Here is a 26,473-nt window from a genome sequence, read left to right on the forward strand (position 1 = left end):
CCTCCCTTATAAATATGAATGGGTCGCGACAATCAAACATTCACTCTCGCCATCACAGTCGTTGACGAGCTGATGTGAATCCGAAGCGACGTAATATAATGTTTCTCCCGCTTTGGCGAAATACGTGTGATGGCCGAGCTTGAGGGCGACCCGCCCTGACAGGACGTAGACGAACGTCTCGGAACGGGAAGGCTCATAGCGTTTGAATTCCCCATGTTTGGAGAAGGTCAGCAAAATCGGTTCCATCTCTTTTTCGTTCGATTCCGGGATGAGCCATTCGGTCCGGTATTTTCGTTCCTCATCCACATACACGGTCCGGTCGTCTTCGCTATAACTTACCTTTTGAAAGATCTCTTCATCGAAAAATTCTTTCGGTGAGCAACCTAGTACTTCTAACAAGTCGAATAATGTCTCAAGCGAAGGTGAACTCAAATCACGCTCGATTTGAGAGATATACCCTTTACTCAAATCCGTGCGTTCGGCCAGCTCTTCTTGCGTCAAGCCTTTCTTGACGCGGAGCCGTTTGATTTTTTGACCGACGTCCAAGTCACATTCCCTCCTTTCGGCCTCGTCTCAAGTTTAGTGAAAGATGATTCCAACTAAAGAAAGTTTATAAATACTTAACTATGAAACGAACTAATAGCGACCTTTATTATAACGGATTGTGAGTTGTTTGCAAGCAAAAAATCACGCCAATTATGGCGTGATTTTTCAATGAAGGTCGCGCTTGGACATCAAGTGCTTAAACTTCTCATTTTTCGTTTGAAACAAGTGGAGTTGCGGTCCGTACGCATCAATCTGTTGTACGACATACTGGAACGATTTTGCTTCTCCCGGATATGGTTCTCCGGCCCGGGCGAGCGTCGTCTCAAAATCCTCCCACAGCACTTCGACCCACGTCAACGCCTCGAGCTCGCTCAAGACATCGTTCTTCTGTTTTAAGATGTGAGCCAAGCGCTCGTATTGTTCGGTCCGGTTCATGCGTTCACCTCCGACAGCTCCGAGAGCGGAATCGCATGCTCAGCCGTCTCGCCTTCGAATGTCCCCCAACCCATGACGCCGTTCACAAACTTCAATCGGAATGGACGGTCATTATAGTTGACGATATACGTCGCTCCCGGCTTGAACGAGTTCGGGTCAATCAAGTAGCTCTCGGCAATCGCGATTCGTCGCAAGACGACCTCAATCTCACTGACCATGCCCATCTGCTCGGCTTTCCGCTTCCGTTCATGGAGCGCCCGAATCTCTTGTTCGAGTTCATATTTTGATAAATCACTCAATCGTTTTTCCATTTCGCTCACCTCTCTTGTAGCGTATCAGATTTTTCGCGGAAAAGAAAAAGGCGAAACTGAATTCGCCCTTTCAGTTTGCCTTGAAGTTATACAGTGGTTTGATGACTTGATCAATCGTGACGGCCGGTTCGATATAGCGGACGATTTCCTTCATCGACTTATAGACGAACGGTGATTCGTCAATCGTCGACGGCCGGACCGAGCTCGACCAAACCCCTTCCATTGATCGTTTGAACTCTTTGAAGTCAACCCGTTTCCGCGCTGCCGAGCGTGACATGACCCGACCGGCGCCATGTGGACCCGAGTAGTTCCAATCCGGGTTGCCTTTCCCGGTACAGATGAGCGAGCCGTCGCGCATGTTCATCGGGATGATGACCCGCTCCCCGTTCCGCGCCGAGATGGCCCCTTTCCGAAGCATCATCGCGTCGTGATCGATATAATTGTGGACCGTATCGAATTGGTCGACGACGTTCCAGTTCATCGCCTCGACGATGACGTCGGTCATGGCGAGACGGTTGGCGGCCGCATATTGCTGTGCGATGCGCACGTCGTGCATGTAGTCTTCCATCGCTTCCCCTTCGACGTAGGCGAGGTCGCGGAAACGTTTCCGTGCCTCGCGCTCCGTCTCGAGATAGGCCGAGATGTCTTGCTGCCGCCCCGTTGCCTTCATCCGTTCAATCTCGTCTCGAATGTCGACCGTCTTCATCATGTGCTCGACCGCCAACTGTTGATAATGGTCAGCGATTTGGACACCGAGGTGGCGTGAGCCGGAGTGGATGACGAGAAACGTGCGTCCGGCTTCGTCCCGGTTCACTTCGATGAAATGATTGCCCGAACCGAGCGTGCCGACCGAGCGGAGGGCCCGGTCGAGCTTATACGGCGCCCGCACATCCTCGAGCGGGAGCTCAGACGCGTAAGAGTGTGCTGTATCCCGGATGTTCATCCCGCTCGGTACAAATTGGCGGATGACGTCGTCGAGCCGTTGAAAGTCGATGCGCTTTACCTTGATTTCCGTACAGAGCATGCCACACCCAAGGTCGACGCCGACGAGGTTCGGCACGACCTTGTCGTGAATCGTCATCGTCGTCCCGACGACCGATCCTTTGCCGGCATGCATGTCCGGCATGATTCGAATCGAGGCGCCTCGCGTGAACGGTTGATCGACAAGTGTTTGGATTTGGGCCCGCGTCGTATCGTCAATCCGTTCATTGAACACTTTGGCCCGGTTATGCTTTCCGATAATCTCCATAAGACCTCCTCAACTGATGGCTTGTTGTTTACTTTGCAACTCATGCATCCGGGCGTAGACCCCGCCATCAGCGATGAGTGATTGATGGTTGCCTCGCTCGATGATGTGACCGTGATCGAGGACGAGGATTTGGTCCGCTTCCCGTATCGTCGAGAGACGGTGCGCGATGACGAACGTCGTCCGCCCGTATGTGAGCGTCTTGAGCGCGTCTTGGATGAGCGCTTCAGTCTCCGAATCGACACTTGCCGTCGCCTCATCTAAGACAAGGATGGCTGGGTCGAAGACGAGGGCACGGGCGAAACTGATCAACTGGCGCTCTCCGCTCGAGAGCGAGGCGCCGCGTTCGATGACCGGCTCGTCTATTCCGTGTGGCAACTGTTTGACGAATCGATCGGCTCCGACCGCCGTCAACGCTTGCCAAATCCGGTCGTCCGAGATCGTCTCGTCACCGAGCGTCACGTTCGTTCGAATCGAGCCCGTGAACAAGAACGGGTCTTGGAGCACGATACCGAGATGGGCACGGACGGCTTGCGTCGGCAGTTTCGTCACGTCCATGCCATCAATGTTGAGCGTTCCTTCTGACGGGTCATAAAAACGCATGAGCAGGTTCATGATCGAACTCTTGCCGCTGCCCGTATGACCGACGAGCGCCACCGTCTCACCCGGTTCCGCATGGATATCGATGTGTTGAAGCACCGGTTTCCCGGCCTCATAGCTGAACGACACGTCCTCGAAGGCGACCTCGCCTTTAAAGCGTGCAATCCGTTCCGTGGACACGTCTTCCCCTTTCTCATCGAGCAACTGGAACATCCGGTCTGCCGAGACGAGCGCTTGTTGGAGCGGGGACAGTTGGTTCATGATTTGTGTGACCGGCTCAAAGATCCGTGACACGTAATCGATATAGGCGTATAAAATCCCGAGCGTGAGCACGCTGCCCGTTCCAAGCGTCTGCGCACCGACGACCCAGATGAGTAAGGCGAGCGCCATGTTGCGGAAGAAGTTGACCAAGTTGTGCGACATGAGCGCATCCAGTTTGAGCAGTTTCCGTCTCGTTTGGAAGTTGTCGCTGTTTTTCTCGTTGAACTCGTCATAGACGAGATCTTCTTTGACGTACGACTGAATGATCGGCATCGTCTGGATGCTCTCATTCAATTGGGCGTTCATATCCGCGACGAGGGCACGGACACGAAAGTTGTTTCGGGTCGACAGGCGTTGGAACAGCTTAATCCAGACGATGACGACCGGGATGATGATGAGCGAGACGAGACCGAGGCGCACGTCCAAGAAGAACATGGCGATCAGGACACCAATCATCATGACGACGCTTTGGAAGACGCGTGCGAGCACGCCTAAATATAGGTCGCGAATCGTCTCAGTGTCATTCGTGACGCGGCTGACGATTTTCCCGATCGGTGTCTGGTCAAAGTAGCGGACCGGAATCGTCTGCAAATGCCGCATGACGTCGAGTCGCATCGTCTTGACAATCTTATGGGCCGACCGCTGGAGGAGCATCTGTTGCCCCCAGTTCAAACCGGCCGCGATAAGAAGCAAGACGACGTACAAGGCAGATAACATAAGCACGGCCTGAAGATCCGTCTCATAAAATTGAAACACATCGGTCGAGGAGAGCGGCACGATATTGTCGTACGTCGCTGATTCCTCGCTCCGTGTGATGGTGAGGACGCCGTCTTCGACTTCACGTACCCCACCACTCATGACAGCGTCTGGGACGAGATAGTATCCGTCCGTCGTCTGAACGATCGAGACAGGTCGGACGACGGTCTCTCCGTCGAGCCGTGTCTCTTTTTCATAGGAGTTGCCGTCAAAGTCGACACTCCCGCCTGACTCGACTTGAACCCAATCGCGCTCGATGGCGACGATATGGTCGTCGATGATAATTTTGGCGATATACGGTCCGGCTAGTTCGGCCCCGACCGCTAAAAATAGTAAGGTCAAACCGAGGAAAATCGAGTGTCTCACTTGTTTGGCATAGCCGACGAGTGAACGGATCGTTTTTTTCCTGCGGACTGGATCTAATTCGTATTGATCGATCATGAGAGATTCCCCCTTTCCCGGATTACTCCGACTCTCCTTGTCGAACGTATTGTTCATAATACCAACCGCGTCGTTCCATCAGTTGGTCGTGCGTGCCCCGCTCTGTGACACGACCGTCTTGTAACACGATAATCTGGTCGGCGTGGGCGACAGCGGACAGGCGGTGCGCGACGATGAACGTCGTCTGTTCGGCCCGGCTCGTCCGGACCGAATCGATGATGCGCGCTTCCGTCTTGGCGTCGACCGCTGAAAGCGAATCGTCGAGCAAGAGGATCTCTGGGTCTTTCAAGAGAGCGCGGGCAATCGAGAGCCGTTGTTTCTGGCCACCCGAGAGCATGACCCCTTGTTCCCCGACGACCGTGTCGAGACCGTTCTCTAAATGCTCGATATCGGTATCGAACGCCGCAAGTCGAATCGCCGTTTCAAGGTCTTGTTCCGTCACATCGTTTGAGCCGAACAAGATGTTGTCGCGGACCGTCTTCGAGAACAGCAAGTGTTCTTGCGAGACGTAACCGCTCCAACCGCGTACCGTATCGAGTTTGATGTCGTGAATCGGGACCCCGTTAACGAGTAGCGAGTCGTCAATCGGATATTCTCGGAGCAATTGACGCAATAGCGTCGTTTTGCCGGCCCCGGTCGGTCCGACGACCCCAATCGTCTCCCCACGTGACACGTGCAAGACGATGTCTTCGAGCGAGGCACGGGTCGCCCCTGGATATTGGAACGACAAGGACTTGAACGTGATTTTCTCCGGGACATCGATGTCGACCGTACCGGTCGAGACGACGTCCGGTGTCTCGTTCATCGTCGCCTCGATTCGTTCGAGGCTGGCCGTTCCCCGTTGCACGACGTTAATCAGTTCTCCGAACGCGTACATCGGCCAAATGAGCATCCCGAGATAGATGTTGAACGAGACGAGCTGTCCGAGTGTGATGTCGTTCGTGAACACGAGATACGTGCCGAACGACAAACCGATCAAATAGCTCAAGCCGACAAGCAGTTTAATGACCGGTTCGAACAAGACGTCGATTTTCGCGACGTGCATGTTTTTCGCCATCACGTCGTCGGTGATCGTGTCGAATTTCTTCGTGTCCGCCTCTTCTTGGACGAACGAACGGACGACCCGAAGGCCTGAAATCGATTCGACGACTTGGTCGTTCATCACGCCGAACGCGTCCTGTGCCGCTGTGAAGCGAGCATGGATTTGGCGTCCGAGCTTATTCATCGACCAGGCGAGGAGCGGCATCGGTAGGAGTGCCGCGAGCGTCAACTTCCAATCGATGAACACGCCCATGATTGTGAGGGCGATGAGCGTCATATTGAACGAGTCGACGAGCGTCATGACGCCGAACCCGGCCGTCCGTTCCACCGCTTTCAAATCGTTCGTCGCGAGCGCCATCAAATCCCCGGTGCGGTGCTGTTGATAGAAGCGCGGTGTCTGCCGGAGCAAGTGGCCGAAGAAACGGGCCCGCAATTTTTTCTCGAGCAGGAACGCCGTCCCAAACAGACGGGCGATCCATACATACGAAAGGACGTATGATAAAACCATGATACTGAGCAATGATCCGACGATCATGACGAGACGTTCCGTCGTCAAGCTCCCTTCGCGGATGGCGTCAATCGCCTGCCCGATAATCCATGGCGGCAGCATATCGACGACGCCGGTGATGATGAGCAGGATGATGGCGACGATATACGTCCGCTTCTGTCTTTTAATAAACCAATCTAATTGTTTAATCAGTTTCATGACTGATTCCCCCTTCCGTCCTTTCCGCGCACGCAAAAAAAGCGCACGTCACCTGATTGTGCAACCAATCGGATGAAGTACGCTTCTGAGTCTTCAGTCTTTTGCATGGTCAGGGAAAGGACACTACCCCTATCCAGCTGCCAAATTACGCAGTCAAATACGAGTAGCCATATGATGTTGTGTGTGTGCGTTGTAGTGTTGGGATGTACTTCATCATGCTGGCTCCTCTCTGTTCATAGTTTGAAAATCTACTAAAACCTTAGCAGACTGTTCAGAAAATTGTCAATATTATTGTCGTAAATAATTTGTAACTTTTTACAAGAAGAATGCAGCGAGCATTAAACCGACAAGACCGGTCGCCGTCACGTAGTAAATCATCGGCATGAGCGTATAGCGGATGATCGTTCCTTCTTTCCCAAGAAGACCTGCGACCGAGGCGACCGCGACGACGTTCAAGACACAAATCATGTTACCGGCGTTGGCTCCTGCCATCTGCATCGATAACGCGAGCGTCTCGTTCAAACCAACGGATTCGGCAACATTCGTCGTCAAACTTGAGAACATCATGTTTGAGAACGTGGCCGATCCGGAAACGAAGGCGCCGAGCGCCCCAATCCATGGTGCGACGAGCGGCCAGACACCGCCGAACGTATCGGCTGCAGCCGTGGCGAGTTCGACCGGCATCGAAGCCAGGCCAGCTCCACCATTTTCTGAGTGAATGAAGATTCGAACCATCGGCACTGACGCAGCGAGCGTGATGGCCGTCCCGACGACACCGAGCGTCGTCGCTTTAAAGACCGAAGTCACTTGTGACCAACTCATGTTGTGGAGGAAGAATGTCGCAATCATCGTCAAGATGAACATGAACCCTGGCGAATAGAACGGTTCCCACGACGTCGAGATTCCTTCGACCCCGATGATGTTTGGCAAGTCAATGCGGACGCTACGTGCCAATTCATTCAAGAATGGCACGGTCCGTGTCAACACGAGGAAAATCGTCAAAATCAAATATGGCGCCCACGCCTTCCACTGCGGAAGTTCACGTTTGCCTTTACCGACAGACGGCTTCTCAAGCGGCTGCTCGATCTCATCGGCATAACCGTCGAACGTCCACACCCGTTTTGGCATGAGGATCCCTTTGCGTGCCATTGTGACGAGGATGACGAGACCCGTCAACCCGCCGAGCATGCCCCCGAATTCAAATCCGAGGATGAGTGTCCAAATGTAGGCCGGGATACTGTAAACGAGTGCTGCGATAATGGCAATCGGGAACACTTCGAGCGCCGGCTTGATTGACTTCTCTTTGCTGAAGAATCGAGTCAGCATCAAAATCAAGATAAACGGAATCAACAAACCGACGAACATGTCGATGAGTACCGTCTGTAAGACGACGCTTGTCAAAAACTCGATCGTTTCCGGTTGATTGACGTCAAGCGACAGCCCGTTCCCAATTCCGATTAAAGCTGGTGTGCCGACCGCACCGAACGTGACCGCCGAGACGTCGGCCGATAAAGCGATGACGACCGCTGCAATCGGCGGGAAGCCGAGGGCGATCAAAAGGGGCGCCGCAACCGTAGCTGGTGTCCCGAAGCCCGAAGCACCTTCGATGAATGAGACGAACAACCAGCCGACAATGAGCACTTGAATCCGGGGATCCGGTGTGATGTTAACGAATCCAGAGCGAATCGCGTTCATACCGCCGCCCTCTTTCATCGTATTCATCATCCCAATCGCACCGTACACAATCCAGACCGTCGTGACGGCGATCACGAGTCCTTGTAACGTCGCCGCCATAATCCGTGTCGCATCGAGTTGCCAGACGAAGAACGCCAGTCCTGCCGTCAATACGAGCGAGAGCGGCATCGCGACCGACGCCGGTAAACGCATAATGACCAATAATACGAGCACTGCCACAATCGGCATGAGTGCTGTAATCCATTCAAAAATCGTCAATGTAGACCCACCTTTTCAGATTTTTCCCCTACCGTAAATGAATCTCCCGTTATGACTCTTGTTCAGCGAGTCGATCTAAAGCCCGATCAATCACCTCATATGGAAAACCTTTGCGTCGAAGCTGCATCTTCATCCGCTGTTTCCGCTCATATGGGGCATATCCACTGAACTTCCGATTTAATTTTTCCGCCTGTGTCAAACAAGCCGAAAGTTCAACGTCCTCATCCTCGTTCTCCCAAAACGTGAGAATCGCCTCTGAAATGATATCAAACGTAAATCCCCTTTGCATTAGGGTTTGTTGAATTCTTTGTTGCACTTCTGTGGCAGAACGGCGATTTGTTTCCATTTGTTTCCTATTTACGAATTTTCCGGCCTTTTCAAGCTGGTCTTCGTGCGAAATTGCGCCGATGACTTCTTCAATGATGTCCGCGTCGATTCGGAGCTGGGTGAGTTCTCGTTTAATTTTGACCGGTCCGCTCGGACTCGTATTGAACTTCGTCTGGGTGTAGGCTTTGGCAAATTCAGCATCGTTCAAGTAGCGCTGTTCGATTAATCGCTCGATGACGCGCTTGATGGCTGCCTCATCTATCTCTTTCTTCACGAGGTAGTCACGCACCTCTGAAACGGCACGCATTCGGTACGATAAATAATTGACGGCCGCTTTATATGCTTTTTGTTCTTCTTCGGCTTGAAGGACGTCACGGACGAAGTCGTCTTCGAGCTCCATCCCTTTCGTCAATTCATATTTGATGAAGACGTCGAGGTCGATGGCGAACGCAAACTCCTCACGCCCGTCCTTCTCGACGTACACGTTGAGCCGGTCTTTATTTTTCTTCTGGGTCGTAAACTTGGCAATTTTCACGAAATCCCTCCATTTCCTGCTTCTAACATATCACGTTCCCCTTTCGAGCAGGATTTTTGATAAGTTAGAAGAAAGGGTATTCACAATACGAACGGTCCGCTTTCTTTATGGAACTCATACCCGTTTTGAAATCGCTTCAATATACTGGAGGGAGACTTATGAAAATTGCAATCACCGGCGGAACCGGACTAATCGGTCGCCCGCTCGTCCGCGCGCTCGCCGAGGTCGGACATCAAGTCGTCGTATTGACGCGCCGCCCGCGCCCACGACAAGGAGGGATCTCGTTCGTTGAATGGTTGACGCCTGACAGCCATCCTGAGTCCGAGTTGCAAGACGTCGACGCCTTCATCCATTTGGCTGGCGCCTCCATCAACGATGGACGCTGGACACATAAACAGAAACAAGCCATTCTTCAAAGCCGAATCGACGGGACGAAAGAAGTCGTTCGGATCATTAAAAATATGAAACGCAAGCCGAGCGTCGTCATCAGCGGATCCGCCATCGGGATTTACGGGGAAGACCGTTCCATCACGTATTCCGAAGCGACCCCACTCCCGGACCGGACCAACTTCTTAGGAAACGTCTGTGTGTTGTGGGAGAAAGAGGCGGCCCCGATCAAAGACATGGGAATTCGCCTCGTCACGATGCGGACCGGTGTTGTCTTATCGAATGACGGCGGTGCCTTCCCGCTCATGAAACTGCCGTACACGCTCGGTGTCGGAGGACGGCTCGGCTCAGGACAGCAATGGGTACCATGGATTCATTTGGACGACCTCGTTCGCCTGTTTGTCCATATCATCGAGACGACTTCCATCGAAGGCCCCGTCAACGGCACGGCACCGACGCCTGTCACGATGAATGAGTTTGGAAAAACGCTCGGACGTGTGATGCATCGCCCGCATTGGGCACCTGCCCCAGCACCGCTCCTCAAGCTCGCGCTCGGAGAGAAGAGTGTCATCGTCCTTGAAGGGGCGAAAGTCGTCCCGACGAAAGCACTCAATCACGGTTTCCGCTTCCGTTACGAAACGTTAGAACCCGCTTTGAAACAACTACTTCATTTGATTTGAAAGGAGCTAGCACGTGAGTAATTTGTTAATTCGTAACGCCCACATTTATCCGATCACCGCCCCACATTTTTACGGAGATTTGCGCGTCAAAGACGGCAAAATCATCGAGATGGCAGACTTACTGGACCCGCTCGACGGAGAAACGGTCATCGAAGCCGAAGGCAACTTCTTATTCCCAGGGTTTATCGATGCCCATACCCACCTCGGACTGTATGACGAAGGGACAGGTTCAGTCGGGAACGATGCAAACGAGACCGTCGAGGCGATGACGCCGCACGCTCGGGCCATCGACGGCGTCTATCCGCTCGATGAAGGGTTTCAAGAGGCGCTCATGGCCGGAGTCACTGCCGTTCAAGTCATGCCCGGCAGTATGAACGTCATCGGCGGGGTGACGAGTGTCATTAAAACGCACGGCCGCTTCATCGAGGACATGGTACTTCGGCGTTATGCCGGTCTCAAGCTCGCCCTCGGGGAGAACCCGAAGCGTGTCCACAGTATGGGGAGATCCGGTGAGTTGACCCGCATGGGGATCATGGGATTATTGCGTGAAGCGTTCCGGACCGTCGACTCGACGAAGACGATCGGCACGTTCGGCAGCCAGATGATTCAACTCGCCCTCGACCGCAAGATGCCAATCCGGGTCCACGCCCACCGCGCCGACGATATTTTATCGGTCGTCCGCTTCGCGCAAGAGTTCGACCTCGATTATCGGATCGAGCACTGTACGGAAGGACATCTCGTCGCTGAAAAGTTACGCGAACTCGGTATCAAACATGTCACCGTCGGTCCGACGTTCACACGTAAATCGAAAATTGAGCTCCAGAACAAAACATGGGAGACGTACCGAATTTTACATGAACACGATATGATCGTCTCGATCACGACGGACCATCCTTATACGCCCGTTCAATATTTAAATCTTTGCGCCGGTCTTGCTGCCCGCGAAGGACTTCCGGTCGACGTCGCACTCCGCGCCATCACGATCCATCCGGCCGAATCGCTTGGAGTAGACGACCGCATCGGCTCGCTCGAAATCGGCAAAGATGCCGACCTTGTCCTTTGGAGTCACTTCCCGCTCGACTACATGTCAAAGCCGATTATGACCATCGTCGATGGCCACATCGTTTACTCGACGAGCCGATCGAAAACACATCATGAGATGTGAGTGAGGCCAGTCGTGAAAGCGCTCTTATTATTTTTTTGTGAAGTTGCATTTTATTTACTTGCTTTTTCAAAAAAACTATATAAAATAATCTTGTAACTTCATAAAAGGGAGCAGCCAAGGCAAGTTCGAACAACGAAGCCAGAAGTATGCTTTCGTTACAACTATTCTTCAGCGGTCTGAAATAGGAGGAGGAATGTAAAGGTGCTCAAATTTCGTGAGCTTACCGACTGCGCGGAGTTGTTCGAACTGATGCAACACCCAGATGTCTTTCCGTATGTCCGTCAAAAGACGGTCCACTTTGACGAGTTTTTATTTAGCACGAAGCAAATCATCGAGCTAGAAGAGCAAGGAAACATCATCTCACGTACCATCACGAACGAGTTCGGTACCCCGATTGGGACGATCAGCTTGTTCGATGTGGAATCGGGCTATGGATTCCTCGGGACGTGGCTTGGCAAACCGTATCACGGCAAAGGTTACAATCAAGTCGCGAAAGAAGCGTTCTTCTCTGAACTTTTCTTCGAGCTTGACATAGAAAGTGTATTTTTAAAAATCCGTCAATCGAATGAGCGTTCGATCGCGGCGGCTGAGAAACTACCGTACGCTTTCTGCGCTAACGAGATCCGGTCTGAACTATTGACTGAAATCAACCAAGGGGACGTCGAATATGTCTTGTATGAAGTGTCGAAGTCGAGTTTCCAACTCTACTTGCACTCACTCCATGCGCCTGAATTCGACCATACCTATGAAGCACAGCTCGAAGCGTAAGCCAATTCTGACAAAGAATTGGCTTTTTTGTGGCGTTTTTGTGTGGATTTCATGAGGACAACTTTACGGCAATGAATATTTCTGTTCTAATTCGGAGAGATAGGTATGATAGAGGTATGAGGGAATTATCACACAGCCTCGTTAACCGTTTTGTAAAGGAGAATGCCCAATGTCAGAACCAACGTTTCGCGTCTTAGTGACCGATGATGAAGAACAAATGCGGGATTTACTCGTTTCGAATTTAGAGAAGGAAGGATATGAGACCGTCACAGCCACGAACGGCCTCGAGGCAATCGACTTATTGAAAGAACAGTCGTTCCACCTCGTCCTGCTCGACGTGATGATGCCTGAACTCGACGGCCTCACGGCGTGCATGCGCATCCGCGAGTTCTCGAACGTCCCGATTATCATGCTCACGGCCCGGTCAGAAGAACTCGATCGCATCCATGGCTTGAAGATCGGCGCGGATGACTATATCACGAAGCCGTTCAGTCCGCGCGAGCTGCTTGCCCGCATCGAAGCAACGCTTCGTCGGACGCATAACTTCTCGAAAGAACAAGAAGCGACGTTCGATACCGGAGTCTTGTCCATCGATATCGATGGCCGTGCGGTCAGCGTGAAAGGCAAAACGGTCAACTTGACCCGCAAAGAGTTCGATTTGCTCTACTTGTTCATCACGAATGAAGAGAAAGTATTCTCACGTGAACAGTTGCTCGATCAAATTTGGGGCACCGAGTACCACGGTAACCTTCGGACGGTCGACACGCATATCAAGACGCTTCGCCTCAAGCTCGGTGAAGCAGGTGGCTACATTCAAACCGTCTGGGGGATCGGCTACAAGTTCGAGGCGACCGTATGAAGCAATACACGATCCGGAAGCGGATTTGGATCACCATCTGGACCGCTAGCCTCTTCTCCGCGTTCGTGTTCATCATCATGACGTTTTACTTATACGACAAGTTCTATATTCAGACGCAGGAAGAACTGCTCATCAACCGCGGAGAGAAGCTCGTCACCATCTACAAGGCGGACGGCTTCTCTGACGCGTTTTCGGACAGTATGACGTACACGAACGAACTGACCGAGACGAAAGTGTTCCTCTCGTCGGTCAGGGAAGACAGTCTCGGCTCAGGCAAGACGTTTTTACGGGAACAAGACCTCGCCAAACTGCAAGACGGCTACGCGATCTCCGTCACCCGTAAACACCCGACCGAGGATGTGGATATCCTGATGTCCGCCTTCCCGCTCATCCGGGACGGCGAGCTCGATAATGCGCTCATCCTATATATGGAGTTAAGTAAAATCAGTGAGCCGTTCCAACCGATTCGGCTTATGATCACGTTCTTGCTCATCTTGATGATCGTGAACTTGCTCATCTTCGGGACGCAAATTATCGATACGATCATTCAGCCACTCATACAAATGAAGCGAGCCTCGCAAGTATATGCCAAAGGCGACTTCTCGCACCGTATCCCAATTTATTACGACGATGAAATTGGCGAGCTCGCCGAGACGCTGAACCGGATGGCCGAGTCACTCGGTCTCGTCGAAGAGCAACGGAAAGAATTTTTGGCGAACGTCAGTCATGAATTGCGGACACCGTTGTCATATATTCGGGGCTATACGGAAATGCTCCAAGACCCGTCGCTCGACGAGAAAACGAAAAACCAATATTACGAAATCATCGAGAATGAGACAGAGCGCTTGCAACGGCTCGTCAACGACTTGCTCGACTTGGCCCAACTCGAACGCGACTCATATCCGATGACGAAAGAACCGGTCGTCTATTCGCAAGTGCTCGAAGATGTGTTGTACCGTTTCGAGCCGATTGCCGGGGCGAAAGGCGTCACAATCGAGACGGACCTCGATTTCGACTTGATTATTCTTGGGGACCACGACCGGCTCGAGCAAGTCGTTGGAAACTTGCTCGATAACGCCCTTCGCTACACCGAAGCCGGGAAATCGATCCATGTGAAGACATATGCGACCGCCGACAATGCCGTCACCGAGATTCGGGACGAAGGTCGGGGGATCCCGAAAGAGGATCTCGATCAATTGACGAAGCGATTTTACCGTGTCAATAAGTCACGCACACGCGAAGATGGCGGGACCGGGCTCGGCCTCGCCATCGCCAAACACATCATGGAACGCCACGGCGGCTCGATGCACTTCACTTCAGAAGTTGGCAACGGAACGACCGTCACGCTCACATTGCCGCTCTTGCCGGACAAAGACATATAAAAAAGACAGCCGCGGCTGTCTTTTTTATATGTCTTTGCCTTTATAGGCGTCATCTGATTCATTCATGAGACGTTCCCGCTCGGCGTGCGTCTGTGGATAACCATTCGCTTGCCACTCGGCCCGATAGTTCGAATCGAGTTGAGTGAGGCCTTCCTCCGCCTCATCCTTATCCGAATCGACACTTTCCATCTTGTCCATCTTGCTCCATGTATCGTCATCTCGGTCCTGAGTCAAGAGTGCCGCCACTTTTGGTGCGACGAGCGCGGCCCCAGCTACCCCGAGTACGATTCCCATCAATACTTTCTTATCCATCCGAATACCCCTCCTTAGTCACTATGTACGGATAATTCCACTGTTCTGCGAAATCGAAACCCATTTTCTAAAGCGTTTACACCTATTCAGGAAGTGGAATAACAGTCAAGACAAGGAGGCGATGAAGATGAAACAGTCAAAAGATACGTCCAAGCGACCGTTTGATAATCCGGATGCCGTCGATACGGACAAGGAGAGCATCTTCGACCAGGAAGGGATGGAAACGGTCGACCCGATCCCGGTAGAAGAGCTGAACCAGAAAGTGAAAGATGAGAAACAAAAGCGGCACTCGAAGGATGACTCGGTCAGCGAGAAAAAATATGAGGGCAATAAATAAAAATGCGGACGAAATTCGTCCGCATTTTTATGTTAAATCGCTTGGCGAGAAGCCGTAAGGCAACATCTCTTCTTTCGTCATCACTTTCGTCTCCCCGGCCATGTTCGCGAGAATCAATGTAAAGTCGTCACTGGCAAACTCGGCGATGACTTGACGGCAAGCGCCACATGGCGAGATTGGTCCGTCCGTGTCGCCGACGACGACGACAGTCTCGATTGCCTTGCTGCCTTCCGATACCGCTTTGAAGATGGCAGTCCGTTCTGCACACATCGACAAGCCGTACGAAGCGTTCTCGACGTTGCAACCCGAGATCTCTTTGCCGGTCTCGTCGATGACGACAGCCCCGACATTAAACTTCGAATAAGGAGTATAGGCGCGCGACCGTGCATCAATCGCTTTATGGACAAGCTCGTTCACTTTTTCTTGTGGGATCATCTGATGTTCCTCCGCTTCTTAACGTTTATCAAAGAAGTCTGACATCTGAACTATAACGTGAAATCGATTGACTTGCAAGCGTTTTCACAACCCCGTCAATACTTTTTCTTTTTCTTCTTCTCGAAGACGACGATTGACTCAACATGCGCCGTCTGCGGGAACATATCGTACGGCTGAATATAGTTGATTTTATAGTCGGCTTTCATGAGTTGATCCGCGTCACGCGCGAGCGTCTGCGGGTTACATGACACGTACACGATGCGTTTCGCTTTCGATGAAATCATCGCATTCAACAGTTGATGATCGACCCCCGTGCGCGGCGGGTCGACGACGATGACGTCTGGAATCCATCCGTCTTTCACCCAGCGCGGGATCCAATGTTCGGCCCGGCCTTCGACATAAGTCGCATGGCTGAAGCCGTTCTCACGCATGTGCGCGTTCGCATCTTCGACCGCTTCCGGGACGACTTCCATCCCACGGATCTCTTTTGCGTGCGGCGCGAGCCATAGCCCGATCGAACCGACACCGGCATACGCATCGATGACGCGCTCTTCGCCCGTGAGTCCAGCCGCCTCGACGACTTCACGATACATGATTTCTGTCTGAGCCGGGTTGAGCTGGAAGAACGCGCGCGGTGACAAGTGGTAATGGACGTCATCGAGTTGCTCGTCCATCTTGTCTTGACCGGCGATATGGACCGTACGGTAACCGAAGATGACACCCGAACGGTTCGAGTTGATATTAATGTGGAACGATACGACGTTCGGTAACGCCATGATGCGATCGCTCAATTCATCTAAACGCGGGACGTCCTCGTTCCCGACGACGAGCACGACTTGGACATCGTCTGTCTTGTAGCCTGAGCGGACGATGACGGTACGGGCGAAACCGACGTCACGGCGCGCATCGTATACCGGGATGTCGAGCTCGTTCAAAATACGGACGATGGCGTTGTTAATGTTCGTCGTGTCGCGCTGCTGTACCATGCAGTGTTCGATTGGCACGAGTTCGTTCGTGTTCGGTTTGTAGAGACCCGACACGATCTCGCCGCGGCGCGTCGAGAGCGGGAATTGTGACTTGTTGCGGTAATACCAAGGGTTGTCCATCCCTTTCGTACCACGGATATCCGATTTGTCGACGTTCAATTTCGTCTTTTGACGGAAGGCGTTGCGGACGATCTCTTCTTTATAGTCCATCTGCAGGCGCGGACTCATATGTTGAATCTGGCAACCGCCACACTCGTCATAAATCGGACACGGCGGTTTGACCCGGTCCGGTGAATCATTATCGCGCTTGATGACGCGCGCCTCGGCGTAGTTCCGCTCGACGCGCGTAATTTCGACTTTCGCCTTCTCTCCCGGCAATAAGTTCGGAATGAAGATGACCATGCGATCAATCGTCGCGATGCCCTCTCCGTTAATGCCTAGCCGCTCGGCTTGGGCGCTAGTGTATTCTCCTACGATCAGTTTCAATGTGTTTCATCCTTTCGAGATACTTGTTCTAAATCTTTGGCGTAACGTACGACTTTCGCACGTAAGGAATCAATATCAGCTAACAATCGATGCAAATCCTCTGGCGTCGTGAATTCGTCCAACGTATTGACTGATAAGCACAGTAATTCCGTTCTCGATTTTAACACGTTCATTTTTCCTGCCGTATCTGTTCGTGATTTACCCATCTCGTGATCGCTCCTTTGGTTCGTGACAAAGAGTTGTTATTATAGCATACTATTTCGTGTGACTTGATGAAAAGGTGGAATTGATATGCAAAACATCTCGACAACGTTTGATCCGTGGGAAGCATACCTCGATCAAACCGAGTTCGGTCGCCTCGTCCTTTCGAACGTCGAAGTGACGACGACCAAGCTATGCAATATGCGCTGCGAGCATTGCGCGGTCGGCTATATGCTCGACCAGACAGAAGAACCCGAAGTCCCACTCGACTTATTGATTTCGCGTTTGGATGAAATCGAGCATTTACGCGCGTTTTCGATTACGGGCGGCGAACCGATGCTGTCGATGAAATCGGTGCGCAACTACGTCGTCCCACTCTTGCGTTACGCTAAGGAGCGTGGCGCCCGGACACAAATCAACTCGAACTTGACGCTCCCACTCTCTCGCTACCATCTTATTACCCCTTACCTCGACGTTTTGCACATTTCGCATAACTGGGGCACAGATGCGGATTTCTTAGAGGGCGGTTTCGCGATGATGGACCGAAAACCGAGCGCGGAGGCACGTTTGAAGATGCTTCAGACGATGAAAGACAACGCCCGTGCGCTTACGGCCGAGGGTGTGATTGTATCGGCCGAGACGATGCTCAACAAACGGACGATTCCGCACTTGAAGGCAATCCATGAAGAGATTGTCGCACTCGGCTGTCAACGTCATGAAGTGCACCCAATGTACCCCGCCGATTTTGCAAGTGCGCTCGAGTCGGCGTCGCTCCCTGACACCCGCCAGGCGATTCACGACCTGCTCGATGTCCGGGATGAGAACGTTTGGATGCTGTTCGGAACGTTGCCGTTCTATGCTTGTTCCGAGTTACCGGAAGACCGCGCTTTATTGAAACGGCTCCACGAGGCGAAGAACGTGACCGTGCGAAGCGACCCGGATGGCCGCTCACGCCTCAACACGAACATCTTCGACGGCCAAATCATCGTCACCGACTTCGGCGATGAGCTCGGCACGCTCGGGACGTTGTATGACACCTCGTTCCAAGACGCGTATGAGGCGTGGACGAACAGCAGTTTGAACGCCACACTGTCCTGCCACTGTCCGGCTGTCAAATGCCTCGGCCCGAACGCACTCGTCAAACAAGCGTACTATCCTGACGTGAACTTCCGGGAACGTGTGGCCGAACCGTTTTAATTACTTCGATTCGGGAAATATTCAGTATATAAACTGAATCGAGGTGTTTGAAGATGACAGCCATCTATGTATTTATGATCACCGTCATGGCCATCATCATTTTCGGTGGTGTGCTCAGCATCTTATTGACAGCCGCATTCGTTTCAGACAAAGTAGACCGTGATGAAGTATTCAGTCAAGGCAGTTGGGACGATGAACTTTTACACTTGAACCATGTACCCCAACCGATTGACGAGCCAAAAAGCTGAGACCCTTCTCAGCCTTTTACTATGCAATCAATGATGAGGTGAACTATGCAACGCTTTCGATTTTCGATTTTATTACTTGTCGTCTTTATCTCCGGCTTGATTCAAGGTGCGCTCATCCCGCTCTTGTCGACACTCATCGAACGGGACGGCAACCCGGCCTGGTTGAACGGGTTGAATGCGACGATGCTCTACTTAGGCGTCATCGTCTCTGCGCCGCTACTCGAACGGTTCGTCCGCAAGTACGGGTTTCGGCCGACCATCGTCCTCGGCATCGTCTTGACGGCGCTTGCCACGTTCTTCTTGCCGCTCTGGCCGTCACTGCTCATGTGGGCACTCATGCGTTTCGTCATCGGGTTCGGGGATTCGGCGCTCCATTACGGATCCCAAGTGTGGGTCACGTCTGCGAGCGAGAAGCGAAGTCTTGGCCGGGCGATGGCGTATTACGGGATGGCGTTCAGCCTCGGATTCGCGGTCGGCCCGCTCATCGCCCCGCTCGTCGACCTCCACTTTTGGCTGCCGTTCCTCGTCTTGATCGTCTTCTGTCTCGCATCCTTGTTCTTGATCTTCAAGGTCGACAACGAGTACCCTGAGGCTGAGAAAGTGAAGACCGACTCGAAAGGACGCATCCGCCTCGTCCTCATCGGCGGCGGATATACGCTCTTACCTGCTTTTACATACGGGTTCCTTGAGGCGAGCTTGAATGCCAACTTACCGATTTTCACGGTCCGCAACGACATCGGGCTGACACAGACGAGTACGCTCATCACGACGTTCATCGTCGCCTCGATCATCGTCCAGTTACCGCTCGGTCGCCTCGCCGATCACTTCGGGAAGAAACGCATCCTGCAAATCGTGTTGACGCTCGGAACGCTCGTCTTCGCCGTCGCCAACCTGGCCGTCGACCATTACGCCTGGCTGCTCGTCTTGTTCGCTCTTGCCGGAGCCGGTCTCGGCTCCACGTATTCTCTCGGTTTGGCTCATATGACAGAAGTGTTGCCACGTTCGTTGTTACCGACCGGCAATATGCTCTATAGCATCTCGTTCAGCGTCGGTTCGATCAGCGGACCGATGATTGGCGCGTTTTGGATTGCGTTACCGAAAGAAGTGTATTTCTTGATGTACACACTTATTCTCGGCATCTTGGCTGTGAGTCTGTTCACAGCGAAAGCGAAGCCGATCGATGCATAAAAGGGTGAGTCTCAACGGAGACTCACCCTTTTTCGTATCACTCATTCCTTGATTGGACCGAGACGAACGTCGTTCCGTTCGAACGCGCGCATGAACGCTTCATCGAGCGCGAACGGTTCTGTCTCTAGTGAGGCCAGCACGTCCGACTTGATTGTGACTTCAATGACGCGATCATTGATATGCCACTTCGTCTGGATGTCCTCCCCTTGCCTCGTTGCACGCGCGTCCACTTGGTCGTGATGCTCCTTCAATCCGCGACTTACGCACTTCATCACGTATTTGACGTACTCGTCCCGTGGTTGACGCGAGATGAGTATATTTCGGACAATCGGATTTCTTGCCATGGCACAATCCTCCCTTCTATCAGATTCGCACGCAAGTCTTTACAACGAAGACCGATTTCCAACTGAAAGAATTCAGAATTTTTAATATATTTTGCCATGGGAACAAGATTCCGTCAACCGTGCGTCAGCATTGTTTGATCAACGGGCCGAACGGTTGACTCGCCCCTGGAAATAAGTCGAGAGATAGATGCCCGCGATGACGAACAATAATCCGACAAGCGCGTTCCACGGGATCGTTTCACCGAGTAAAACGCTAGATAAGACGACACCGAATAAGGGAACAAAAAACATATAAAGTGATACCCGGCTGACCGGATTATATTTCATGAGTGTGTTCCATAACGTGAACCCGATTGCAGACAAGAGCGCGAGATACAGCAAGAAGAAAAGCGTCGTGACCGTGTAAGGAAGGAACACATCCCCTGGCGCGAGCACATAGCCGACGACGAGAAGACCGAGCGAGCCGAAGACCATCGCCCAAGCCGTCATCGGGGCGACATCATGTGCGCGTGAGTAGTCTTTCGCAATCAAGTTCCCGAACGCCCCTGAGATCATCGCCATAATGAGCAAGATCTCGCCAATCCCAAATCCTATCTCTGCGTGCGCTGTCGGCCAGTTGGCGATGACGATCCCAGAGAACCCGAGTGTGAGGGCAATCCCCTTCAATCGGTTGAGACGATCATCCTCATAACGGAAATGGGCAAGCGCCATTTGGAAGAATGAGGTCGATCCCGCGATAATCGAACCTTGCACCCCGGTCGAGATGGAAAGCCCGATATAAAAGAACAAATATTGTAAGAATGTCAAAAATGCCCCTAAATGTGCATACGCCTTCAACTTTTCCGCGTTTAATCGAATCGGCCGTTTGAAGACGAGGCGGCTAATCACGAGCAAGAGCAGTCCGGACAATAAAAAGCGTTCGCCGGCAAAAAACAACTGCTGGCCGTACTCGTGCTCTTGAATATCAAGCGCCTCGTAGCTCAGTTTGATGAACGGGAACGCGCTCCCCCATAAAAACGTGTTGAATAGCGCGAGGAACGTGACCGTCCAAGGGCGTTGAAATACATTTTGCATGACACAAAAACTCCTTAATCTTTTAGTTTGTGAGTTATTACGATTGGTGCTAAAATAGACTTACATGATAATCATTATAAATAAGGTATGAGCTTAAACTCGTATTAAATCCAATCATATCAAAAATAGATAATGATAATCATCCTCAATCATTATCATTTAACTGATATATATTCTCATTTAGAAAGAGGTGCTCACATGAACACATCAACCGTCACACAGAAAAAAAGCCACGTCTTCAAACGGGCCAACTGGTTCGAACATATCGAGCTCATCATGGCGCTCATCAGTGGTGTATTGATTGTACTCGCATATATCGCGGAAAGACAAGACGGAGCTCCTGCGCTCTACGTCACCCTCTATTTGACCGCCTTTTTAATCGGCGGATATGCCAAAGCGAAAGAAGGTCTGACCGATACGTGGGAAACCCGTTCGTTGAACGTCGAACTGCTCATGATCATCGCGGCCATCGGCGCCGCGGCCATCGGCTATTGGATGGAAGGTGCCATCCTCATCTTCATTTTCGCTTTGTCCGGTGCACTCGAGACGTACACGATGAACAAAAACGAACGCGCTCTTGAGTCATTAATGGAACTGCAACCTGAACAAGCGACGCGATTGAACGCTTCGGGCGGCCTCGAGGTCGTCCATATCGACGACCTTCGCGTCGGAGACCACATCTACGTAAGACCCGGCGAACGCATCCCGGTCGACGGTCGGATTTTGAAAGGCAGTGCCTCAATCGAGGAAGCCGCCATCACCGGTGAATCGATTCCAGTCGACCGAAACGTCGGCGACGAGGTATACGGCTCAAGCGTTAACTTGAACGGTGTCTTGACGTTAGAAGTAACAAAGCTCGCCACGGAAACGTTGTTCCAAAAAATCATTCAAATGGTACAGCAAGCGCAAGAAGAAAAATCACCGTCCGCCCAGTTCATCGACCGGTACGAGGGACGCTACGTTCAAGTCGTGCTTGCCTCCGTCACCGCAATCATCTTGCTCGGCCCGGTATTGACGCCGTGGTCGCTTGAGACGAGTATTTACCGCGGTATGATTTTACTCGTCGTCGCTTCGCCGTGCGCCCTCGTCGCAGCCATCACTCCGGCCGCACTCGCCGCCATCGCTTCGTCCGCCAAACATGGGATTTTGTTCAAAGGCGGCGTTCACATCGAGAATATGGGCCGTTTGAAAGCGATCGCCTTCGATAAGACAGGCACGCTTACAATCGGTAAACCAGAAGTCCAATCGGCATTGATCCATCCAACCGTTGAGAAAGAGCACGTCTATCGCATCGTCAGCTTGATTGAAGAACATTCGATGCACCCGCTCGCCGAAGCGCTCGTCCAATTCACAGGGAATTACACAGGAACGATGGAACACTTCAAAGACGTGACCGGGTCCGGGATTGAAGCGACGATCGATGGTGTCGCCTATCGGGTCGGCAAACAAAAATTCGCCGATCCGAGCGGAGATTTCTTCCGCGACGATGTCGAACGTTTAAAAGCTGCCGGCCATACGCTCGTGTTCGTCAGCGATGAAGCGAAGACGATTGGAGCGTTCGCGCTCCGGGACACACTGCGCCCTGAAGCCAAACAAGCGATCAAACGACTCAACCAGCTCGGTATCGCGACGATCATGATCACGGGCGATAACGAGGCGACAGCCCGCGCCATCGCCACTGAGGCCGGGTTGACCCGTTACATCGCCGAATGTCTCCCAGAAGAGAAGGTCGAGCAGATTAAACAATTAAAACAAGAATACGGTAGCATCGGCATGATTGGCGACGGCATCAACGACGCCCCTGCCCTCGCGACAGCCGATGTCGGAATCGCGATGGGTGAAGGGACAGACGCCGCCCTCGAGACGGCCGACGTCGTCTTAATGAAAAACGACCTCCTTCGGTTGAGCTCGGCCATCAAACAGTCCCGTAAATTGAATCGCGTCGTCCTCCAAAACGTCGTGTTTGCCCTAGGTGTCATCCTCGTGTTGATCGCGACGAACATCTTCGAACTGCTCGTCATGCCGTTCGCGGTCGTCGGCCATGAAGTATCGACCATCCTCGTCATCTTGAACGGGCTTCGTTTGCTCAGCACCTCGTGGGAATGACAAAATTCGACACTCATTCAAACCGTCGTTGAAAGCCGTTAGTAATTTCGCTATAATTGAAACAATGTGTCTAATGAGACCGGAACTGATAGGAAGATTGGCTAAAGGTGGTACAGTATATGAATACGATTGCAGTAATCGGCAAGGTGTTTGTCGATATTAAAGGAACCTCGTTCGCCCCGCTTCATAAAGATGCCAAGAACGTCGGTGACATCGCGTTCTCGAACGGTGGGACCGGCCGAAACGTCGCCCAAAACTTAGGTGTTCTCGGGAATGACGTCCGTTTCGTGTCGACCGTGACGAACGATCAAATCGGGATGGGTGTTCTCGAAGAACTCCGCGATTTGAACGTCAACGTCGATCACGTCGATTTGCTCGATGACAATGGGATGGGCATGTGGCTTGCCGTCATGGATAACAACGGTGACCTGCAAACGTCAATCTCGAAGCAACCGGACGAAGCGATGATGGAAGAATGTATCCTCCGTCGCATCGATACGGTGTTCGCTGAAAGTGAGGCGGTCGCGATTGACCTCGACTTGTCGGTCAATGTATTGAACGAGACCATTGAACTGTGCCGCGAAATGAAGCTTCCGCTGTATGGCGTGTGCGGTCATCTGTCGGTGATTGAACGGAACCGTCATTTACTCCAAGGTTTCACCGGCTTCATCTGTAGCCGCGAAGAAGCGGAGATTTTGTCTGATATGTCCATCGTCACAGTGGACGATGCGTTACGCGTCGCCGAAGTGCTCGCGATGAAAGGAGCTCCGCTCACAATCGTCACGATGAGTGAGCTCGGCGCCGTCTATGTCGACTTACGCACGAATGAACAAGGTCACGTCCCGACGACGAAAGTGAAAGTTGCCGACTCGACCGGTGCGGGTGACTCATTCTTCTCCGCTGTCATCTCTGAGTTGATGAAACGTCACCCGATTGAAGATGCGCTCCGACTCGGGATGCGCGTCGCTGGGAAAGTCATCGCCTCGCACGATAACGGCCTGACACCTGACATGTACGCCTCACTTGAACAACCAGCAACAGATTAACCAAAACGCATCGGCCGCGAGTCGATGCGTTTTGTTCACGATACGAAATCGAAAGGAACGATTCCATTGGTCAGAACGAAATTACGCAGTGCCATCATCCTCGTGAATGAACATGACGAAGTCGCGCTCATTCGCCGAGAGAAAGAAAACCTTTTGTATTATGTATTTCCGGGCGGTGGTGTCGAATTCGGTCATACGGCTGAAGAGACGGCCGTCCGTGAAGCGTTCGAAGAGCTCGGCGTCCACGTCGAACTTGAAGGCGTAGCCGCACATGTCGCCTTCAATGGAGAGTTGAACCCATACTACTGGGCCCGGATGACCGGTGGTGAGTTCGGGACCGGGACAGGTGAAGAATTTCAAGCAGAGCAAACGAACGGATCGTATACGCCGATGTGGGTGAAGCGAAGCGCGCTCAGCCATTTACCGGTACGACCACCGTCACTCGCCGACTTGCTGTCGAACGAAGCCGAGCGATTTTTCAATAAAACGCTGGCCGAAGACTGATTTCATGTGTAGCCTCCTGACATTTCGGGAAAGAACGTTTCTAACGATAACGTTCAGGAGGCACATATATGGATACTACAGAAGTAAAAGAAAAAAAGAATTGGTTCGCCTTCGGGAAAGAGTTGCTTCGTCGCTTCAAAGAACATGATGTTCAAGATTACGGCGCGACACTCGCTTTTTTTTGGTTCTTATCGATTTTCCCGGGTATCATCTTCATTCTCGCATTGCTGTCGTTCTTTGACATTTCTCAGGCGTCGTTCCAAGAGCAGTTGAACAACTTGGCGCCCGGGGCGGCCGCGACTGAATTTTTGACCGGTATCTTCGACGCCATCGGCGAACCGCGCGGCGGACTCCTCTCAATCGGTGCGATTTTAGCCATTTGGTCGGCGGCTAAAGGGGTTGAACGCTTGATCAATATGGCGATTCACGCGTACGGGGAAGATAACGAACGTAATTTCTTCGTCAGCAAAGGCATCGCCCTCGGGTTGACGTTATTACTCGGCGTTGGCATGTTACTGCTCATCGTCTCGAACGTATTCGGTTCGCAAATCATCGATTTCGTGGCTCGTTTCATCCCGATTTCGGGGGCCGATGTCATCTTGATCAACGTGTTCCGCTACGTGTTGACGACCGTCATCTTGATTTTCACGCTGTCAATTTTCTATAAAATCGCCCCGCAGCAACACGTGTTCTGGAAGAGCACGATTCCAGGTGCGATCTTTGGCGTCATCGCCTGGCAGCTCGTCTCCCTCGGCTTCAGCCTGTACGTTTCGAACTTCGGCAATTACGATTCGACGTACGGCTCACTCGGAGGAATCATCGTCACGTTGCTTTGGCTCCAGCTGACCGGCATGATCATTTTGATCGGCTCAGAAATCAACGCTACTTGGCAACGTTTCTTCAAAACGCCGAGCGAACGTGAGTACGAGAAAAACTATAAGAAAAATAAAAAGTCCAAATCAAAAGATTCGGACGAAGACGACTATAAAGATATCCCCGTCAACACATACGGGTAACGAAAGAAAGGCGGTCTCTCCAGAAGAGACCGCCTTTTGCATTATGCTTCGACGACGTCAAGACGACCGGTCGCAGGGTCGATGACGAACCCATGGACGTTCGTGCCCGGCGGCAAGAGCGGGTGGTTTTTGACGAGGTTGACCGAGTTGACGACGTTCGCTTCGACCGAGTCAAACCCGTGCAACCACTTCTCCAAATCCATCCCTGACGACTTGAGTGTTTGAAGTGTCTGCGGTTCAATGCCGCGACGTTCCATTTCTGCGATGACCGCATTCGGATCGATCGCCGCCATGCCGCAATCATAATGACCGATGACGATGACCTCTTCGGCCCCGAGCGCATACAACGCGACGAGGATCGAACGCATAACCGATCCGAACGGATGTGACAATACGGCTCCCGCATTTTTTATGATTTTAGCATCCCCGTTTTTTAGTCCGAGGGCTTGAGGCAACAACGCCGTCAGACGCGTATCCATACACGTTAAAATGACGATTTTTTTATCGGGAAACTTATCCGAGACAAATTGCTCATATTGTTTCTCTGTTACGAATTTTTCATTGAACGCTAGCATTTCTTGAACGACTGACATG

The 26,473-nt window shown here is 52.1% G+C and carries 28 protein-coding genes; 13 read left to right on the forward strand and 15 right to left on the reverse strand.

Annotated features, from left to right (window positions below; all coding sequences use genetic code 11):
* Positions 1-6: 6 nt before the first annotated feature.
* The 8 genes from FED52_RS11190 to recX all read right to left on the reverse strand — a co-directional run bounded on the left by FED52_RS11190 (position 7) and on the right by recX (position 9,158).
* Positions 7-546: a helix-turn-helix domain-containing protein gene (locus FED52_RS11190; RefSeq protein WP_138859912.1), complete on the reverse strand. Its 540-nt coding sequence runs from the start codon at positions 544-546 to the stop codon at positions 7-9.
* 165 nt (positions 547-711) lie between these two features.
* Positions 712-981, reverse strand: coding sequence for a YfhJ family protein (locus FED52_RS11195; RefSeq protein ID WP_138859913.1), 270 nt, complete (start codon positions 979-981; stop codon positions 712-714).
* Entirely contained in the window at positions 978-1,292 is a 315-nt protein-coding gene (locus FED52_RS11200; protein WP_138859914.1) for a YfhH family protein, read from the reverse strand. The genes FED52_RS11195 and FED52_RS11200 overlap by 4 nt, the downstream gene beginning before the upstream one ends.
* A 70-nt stretch (positions 1,293-1,362) precedes the next feature.
* Positions 1,363-2,541 (reverse strand): RtcB family protein, encoded by a 1,179-nt coding sequence (locus FED52_RS11205; protein WP_138859915.1) that lies wholly within the window; start codon positions 2,539-2,541, stop codon positions 1,363-1,365.
* Positions 2,542-2,550: 9 nt separating this feature from the next.
* Positions 2,551-4,596, reverse strand: a complete 2,046-nt coding sequence (locus tag FED52_RS11210) for an ABC transporter ATP-binding protein (protein WP_138859916.1) — start codon at positions 4,594-4,596, stop codon at positions 2,551-2,553.
* Between the two features lie 22 nt (positions 4,597-4,618).
* Entirely contained in the window at positions 4,619-6,343 is a 1,725-nt protein-coding gene (locus FED52_RS11215; RefSeq protein ID WP_138859917.1) for an ABC transporter ATP-binding protein, read from the reverse strand.
* A gap of 315 nt (positions 6,344-6,658) precedes the next feature.
* The gene (locus tag FED52_RS11220) at positions 6,659-8,296 is read right to left on the reverse strand and encodes an L-lactate permease (protein ID WP_138859918.1); all 1,638 of its coding nucleotides are present in this window, start codon (positions 8,294-8,296) and stop codon (positions 6,659-6,661) included.
* Between the two features lie 49 nt (positions 8,297-8,345).
* Entirely contained in the window at positions 8,346-9,158 is an 813-nt protein-coding gene (recX, locus tag FED52_RS11225) for a recombination regulator RecX (RefSeq protein WP_034781003.1), read from the reverse strand.
* Positions 9,159-9,316: 158 nt separating this feature from the next.
* Here recX and FED52_RS11230 point away from each other — a divergent pair, with 158 nt between their 5' ends.
* From FED52_RS11230 to FED52_RS11250, 5 genes are all read left to right on the forward strand, one after another.
* A complete protein-coding gene (locus tag FED52_RS11230) occupies positions 9,317-10,225 on the forward strand; it encodes a TIGR01777 family oxidoreductase (protein ID WP_138859919.1) in 909 nt (302 codons plus the stop codon).
* A 13-nt stretch (positions 10,226-10,238) separates the two neighbouring features.
* Positions 10,239-11,390 (forward strand): amidohydrolase, encoded by a 1,152-nt coding sequence (locus FED52_RS11235; RefSeq protein WP_138859920.1) that lies wholly within the window; start codon positions 10,239-10,241, stop codon positions 11,388-11,390.
* A gap of 201 nt (positions 11,391-11,591) precedes the next feature.
* Positions 11,592-12,158: a GNAT family N-acetyltransferase gene (locus FED52_RS11240; protein WP_021067763.1), complete on the forward strand. Its 567-nt coding sequence runs from the start codon at positions 11,592-11,594 to the stop codon at positions 12,156-12,158.
* A 169-nt stretch (positions 12,159-12,327) separates the two neighbouring features.
* Positions 12,328-13,017, forward strand: coding sequence for a response regulator transcription factor (locus tag FED52_RS11245; RefSeq protein ID WP_128123766.1), 690 nt, complete (start codon positions 12,328-12,330; stop codon positions 13,015-13,017).
* On the forward strand, positions 13,014-14,399 hold the full coding sequence (locus tag FED52_RS11250) for a sensor histidine kinase (protein ID WP_128123765.1): 1,386 nt from the start codon (positions 13,014-13,016) through the stop codon (positions 14,397-14,399). The genes FED52_RS11245 and FED52_RS11250 overlap by 4 nt, the downstream gene beginning before the upstream one ends.
* A 24-nt stretch (positions 14,400-14,423) precedes the next feature.
* Here FED52_RS11250 and FED52_RS11255 read toward each other — a convergent pair whose 3' ends face one another.
* Positions 14,424-14,711 (reverse strand): hypothetical protein, encoded by a 288-nt coding sequence (locus FED52_RS11255; RefSeq protein WP_034781013.1) that lies wholly within the window; start codon positions 14,709-14,711, stop codon positions 14,424-14,426.
* Positions 14,712-14,838: 127 nt separating this feature from the next.
* Here FED52_RS11255 and FED52_RS11260 point away from each other — a divergent pair, with 127 nt between their 5' ends.
* A complete protein-coding gene (locus FED52_RS11260; RefSeq protein ID WP_034781015.1) occupies positions 14,839-15,048 on the forward strand; it encodes a hypothetical protein in 210 nt (69 codons plus the stop codon).
* 27 nt (positions 15,049-15,075) lie between these two features.
* On the opposite strand, the gene FED52_RS11265 is transcribed toward FED52_RS11260, so the two are convergent.
* The 3 genes from FED52_RS11265 to FED52_RS11275 all read right to left on the reverse strand — a co-directional run bounded on the left by FED52_RS11265 (position 15,076) and on the right by FED52_RS11275 (position 17,161).
* Positions 15,076-15,483, reverse strand: coding sequence for a cytidine deaminase (locus FED52_RS11265; RefSeq protein WP_034781016.1), 408 nt, complete (start codon positions 15,481-15,483; stop codon positions 15,076-15,078).
* Between the two features lie 95 nt (positions 15,484-15,578).
* The gene (gene rlmD, locus FED52_RS11270) at positions 15,579-16,955 is read right to left on the reverse strand and encodes a 23S rRNA (uracil(1939)-C(5))-methyltransferase RlmD (RefSeq protein ID WP_138859921.1); all 1,377 of its coding nucleotides are present in this window, start codon (positions 16,953-16,955) and stop codon (positions 15,579-15,581) included.
* On the reverse strand, positions 16,952-17,161 hold the full coding sequence (locus tag FED52_RS11275) for a hypothetical protein (protein ID WP_016510454.1): 210 nt from the start codon (positions 17,159-17,161) through the stop codon (positions 16,952-16,954). Before FED52_RS11275 ends, rlmD begins: the two co-directional genes overlap by 4 nt.
* 85 nt (positions 17,162-17,246) lie before the next feature.
* On the opposite strand from FED52_RS11275, the gene yfkAB reads away from it, so the two are divergent.
* From yfkAB to FED52_RS11290, 3 genes are read left to right on the forward strand one after another with little or no spacing between them, the layout of a single operon-like run.
* Complete coding sequence (gene yfkAB, locus FED52_RS11280; RefSeq protein WP_138859922.1) at positions 17,247-18,353, forward strand: radical SAM/CxCxxxxC motif protein YfkAB; 1,107 nt, start codon at positions 17,247-17,249, stop codon at positions 18,351-18,353.
* Positions 18,354-18,406: 53 nt separating this feature from the next.
* Positions 18,407-18,601, forward strand: coding sequence for a hypothetical protein (locus tag FED52_RS11285; RefSeq protein WP_021067771.1), 195 nt, complete (start codon positions 18,407-18,409; stop codon positions 18,599-18,601).
* Between the two features lie 45 nt (positions 18,602-18,646).
* Entirely contained in the window at positions 18,647-19,789 is a 1,143-nt protein-coding gene (locus FED52_RS11290; protein WP_138859923.1) for an MFS transporter, read from the forward strand.
* 41 nt (positions 19,790-19,830) lie between these two features.
* Here FED52_RS11290 and FED52_RS11295 read toward each other — a convergent pair whose 3' ends face one another.
* Together FED52_RS11295 and FED52_RS11300 are read right to left on the reverse strand one after the other, a co-directional pair.
* Positions 19,831-20,133 carry a hypothetical protein gene (locus FED52_RS11295; RefSeq protein WP_138859924.1) on the reverse strand — a complete coding sequence of 101 codons (303 nt, stop codon included), beginning with the start codon at positions 20,131-20,133 and terminating at the stop codon, positions 19,831-19,833.
* Between the two features lie 138 nt (positions 20,134-20,271).
* Entirely contained in the window at positions 20,272-21,207 is a 936-nt protein-coding gene (locus tag FED52_RS11300; protein WP_034781029.1) for a DMT family transporter, read from the reverse strand.
* A 198-nt stretch (positions 21,208-21,405) separates the two neighbouring features.
* On the opposite strand from FED52_RS11300, the gene FED52_RS11305 reads away from it, so the two are divergent.
* From FED52_RS11305 to FED52_RS11320, 4 genes are all read left to right on the forward strand, one after another.
* On the forward strand, positions 21,406-23,313 hold the full coding sequence (locus FED52_RS11305) for a heavy metal translocating P-type ATPase (protein ID WP_138859925.1): 1,908 nt from the start codon (positions 21,406-21,408) through the stop codon (positions 23,311-23,313).
* A gap of 119 nt (positions 23,314-23,432) precedes the next feature.
* The gene (locus tag FED52_RS11310; protein WP_138859926.1) at positions 23,433-24,359 is read left to right on the forward strand and encodes a carbohydrate kinase family protein; all 927 of its coding nucleotides are present in this window, start codon (positions 23,433-23,435) and stop codon (positions 24,357-24,359) included.
* Positions 24,360-24,425: 66 nt separating this feature from the next.
* Positions 24,426-24,863 carry an NUDIX domain-containing protein gene (locus FED52_RS11315; protein WP_034781346.1) on the forward strand — a complete coding sequence of 146 codons (438 nt, stop codon included), beginning with the start codon at positions 24,426-24,428 and terminating at the stop codon, positions 24,861-24,863.
* A 68-nt stretch (positions 24,864-24,931) separates the two neighbouring features.
* Positions 24,932-25,879: a YihY/virulence factor BrkB family protein gene (locus FED52_RS11320; protein ID WP_138859927.1), complete on the forward strand. Its 948-nt coding sequence runs from the start codon at positions 24,932-24,934 to the stop codon at positions 25,877-25,879.
* Between the two features lie 41 nt (positions 25,880-25,920).
* On the opposite strand, the gene FED52_RS11325 is transcribed toward FED52_RS11320, so the two are convergent.
* Entirely contained in the window at positions 25,921-26,472 is a 552-nt protein-coding gene (locus FED52_RS11325; RefSeq protein ID WP_034781037.1) for a beta-class carbonic anhydrase, read from the reverse strand.
* Between the last annotated feature and the right edge of the window lies 1 nt (position 26,473).

The sequence above is a fragment of the Exiguobacterium mexicanum genome (assembly GCF_005960665.1).
Taxonomy (GTDB): domain Bacteria; phylum Bacillota; class Bacilli; order Exiguobacteriales; family Exiguobacteriaceae; genus Exiguobacterium; species Exiguobacterium mexicanum_A.

Coding starts and splice junctions, on each gene's coding strand:
- FED52_RS11255 (WP_034781013.1), bottom strand. CDS start 14,711: ATGGATAAGAAAGTATTGATGGGAATCGTACTCGGGGTAGCTGGGGCC.
- FED52_RS11210 (WP_138859916.1), bottom strand. CDS start 4,596: ATGATCGATCAATACGAATTAGATCCAGTCCGCAGGAAAAAAACGATC.
- FED52_RS11215 (WP_138859917.1), bottom strand. CDS start 6,343: ATGAAACTGATTAAACAATTAGATTGGTTTATTAAAAGACAGAAGCGG.
- FED52_RS11320 (WP_138859927.1), top strand. CDS start 24,932: ATGGATACTACAGAAGTAAAAGAAAAAAAGAATTGGTTCGCCTTCGGG.
- FED52_RS11285 (WP_021067771.1), top strand. CDS start 18,407: ATGACAGCCATCTATGTATTTATGATCACCGTCATGGCCATCATCATT.
- FED52_RS11245 (WP_128123766.1), top strand. CDS start 12,328: ATGTCAGAACCAACGTTTCGCGTCTTAGTGACCGATGATGAAGAACAA.
- FED52_RS11295 (WP_138859924.1), bottom strand. CDS start 20,133: ATGGCAAGAAATCCGATTGTCCGAAATATACTCATCTCGCGTCAACCA.
- FED52_RS11260 (WP_034781015.1), top strand. CDS start 14,839: ATGAAACAGTCAAAAGATACGTCCAAGCGACCGTTTGATAATCCGGAT.
- FED52_RS11325 (WP_034781037.1), bottom strand. CDS start 26,472: ATGTCAGTCGTTCAAGAAATGCTAGCGTTCAATGAAAAATTCGTAACA.
- FED52_RS11230 (WP_138859919.1), top strand. CDS start 9,317: ATGAAAATTGCAATCACCGGCGGAACCGGACTAATCGGTCGCCCGCTC.
- FED52_RS11310 (WP_138859926.1), top strand. CDS start 23,433: ATGAATACGATTGCAGTAATCGGCAAGGTGTTTGTCGATATTAAAGGA.
- FED52_RS11205 (WP_138859915.1), bottom strand. CDS start 2,541: ATGGAGATTATCGGAAAGCATAACCGGGCCAAAGTGTTCAATGAACGG.
- FED52_RS11265 (WP_034781016.1), bottom strand. CDS start 15,483: ATGATCCCACAAGAAAAAGTGAACGAGCTTGTCCATAAAGCGATTGAT.
- FED52_RS11275 (WP_016510454.1), bottom strand. CDS start 17,161: ATGGGTAAATCACGAACAGATACGGCAGGAAAAATGAACGTGTTAAAA.
- FED52_RS11300 (WP_034781029.1), bottom strand. CDS start 21,207: ATGCAAAATGTATTTCAACGCCCTTGGACGGTCACGTTCCTCGCGCTA.
- yfkAB (WP_138859922.1), top strand. CDS start 17,247: ATGCAAAACATCTCGACAACGTTTGATCCGTGGGAAGCATACCTCGAT.
- FED52_RS11305 (WP_138859925.1), top strand. CDS start 21,406: ATGAACACATCAACCGTCACACAGAAAAAAAGCCACGTCTTCAAACGG.
- FED52_RS11290 (WP_138859923.1), top strand. CDS start 18,647: ATGCAACGCTTTCGATTTTCGATTTTATTACTTGTCGTCTTTATCTCC.
- FED52_RS11195 (WP_138859913.1), bottom strand. CDS start 981: ATGAACCGGACCGAACAATACGAGCGCTTGGCTCACATCTTAAAACAG.
- FED52_RS11250 (WP_128123765.1), top strand. CDS start 13,014: ATGAAGCAATACACGATCCGGAAGCGGATTTGGATCACCATCTGGACC.
- FED52_RS11200 (WP_138859914.1), bottom strand. CDS start 1,292: ATGGAAAAACGATTGAGTGATTTATCAAAATATGAACTCGAACAAGAG.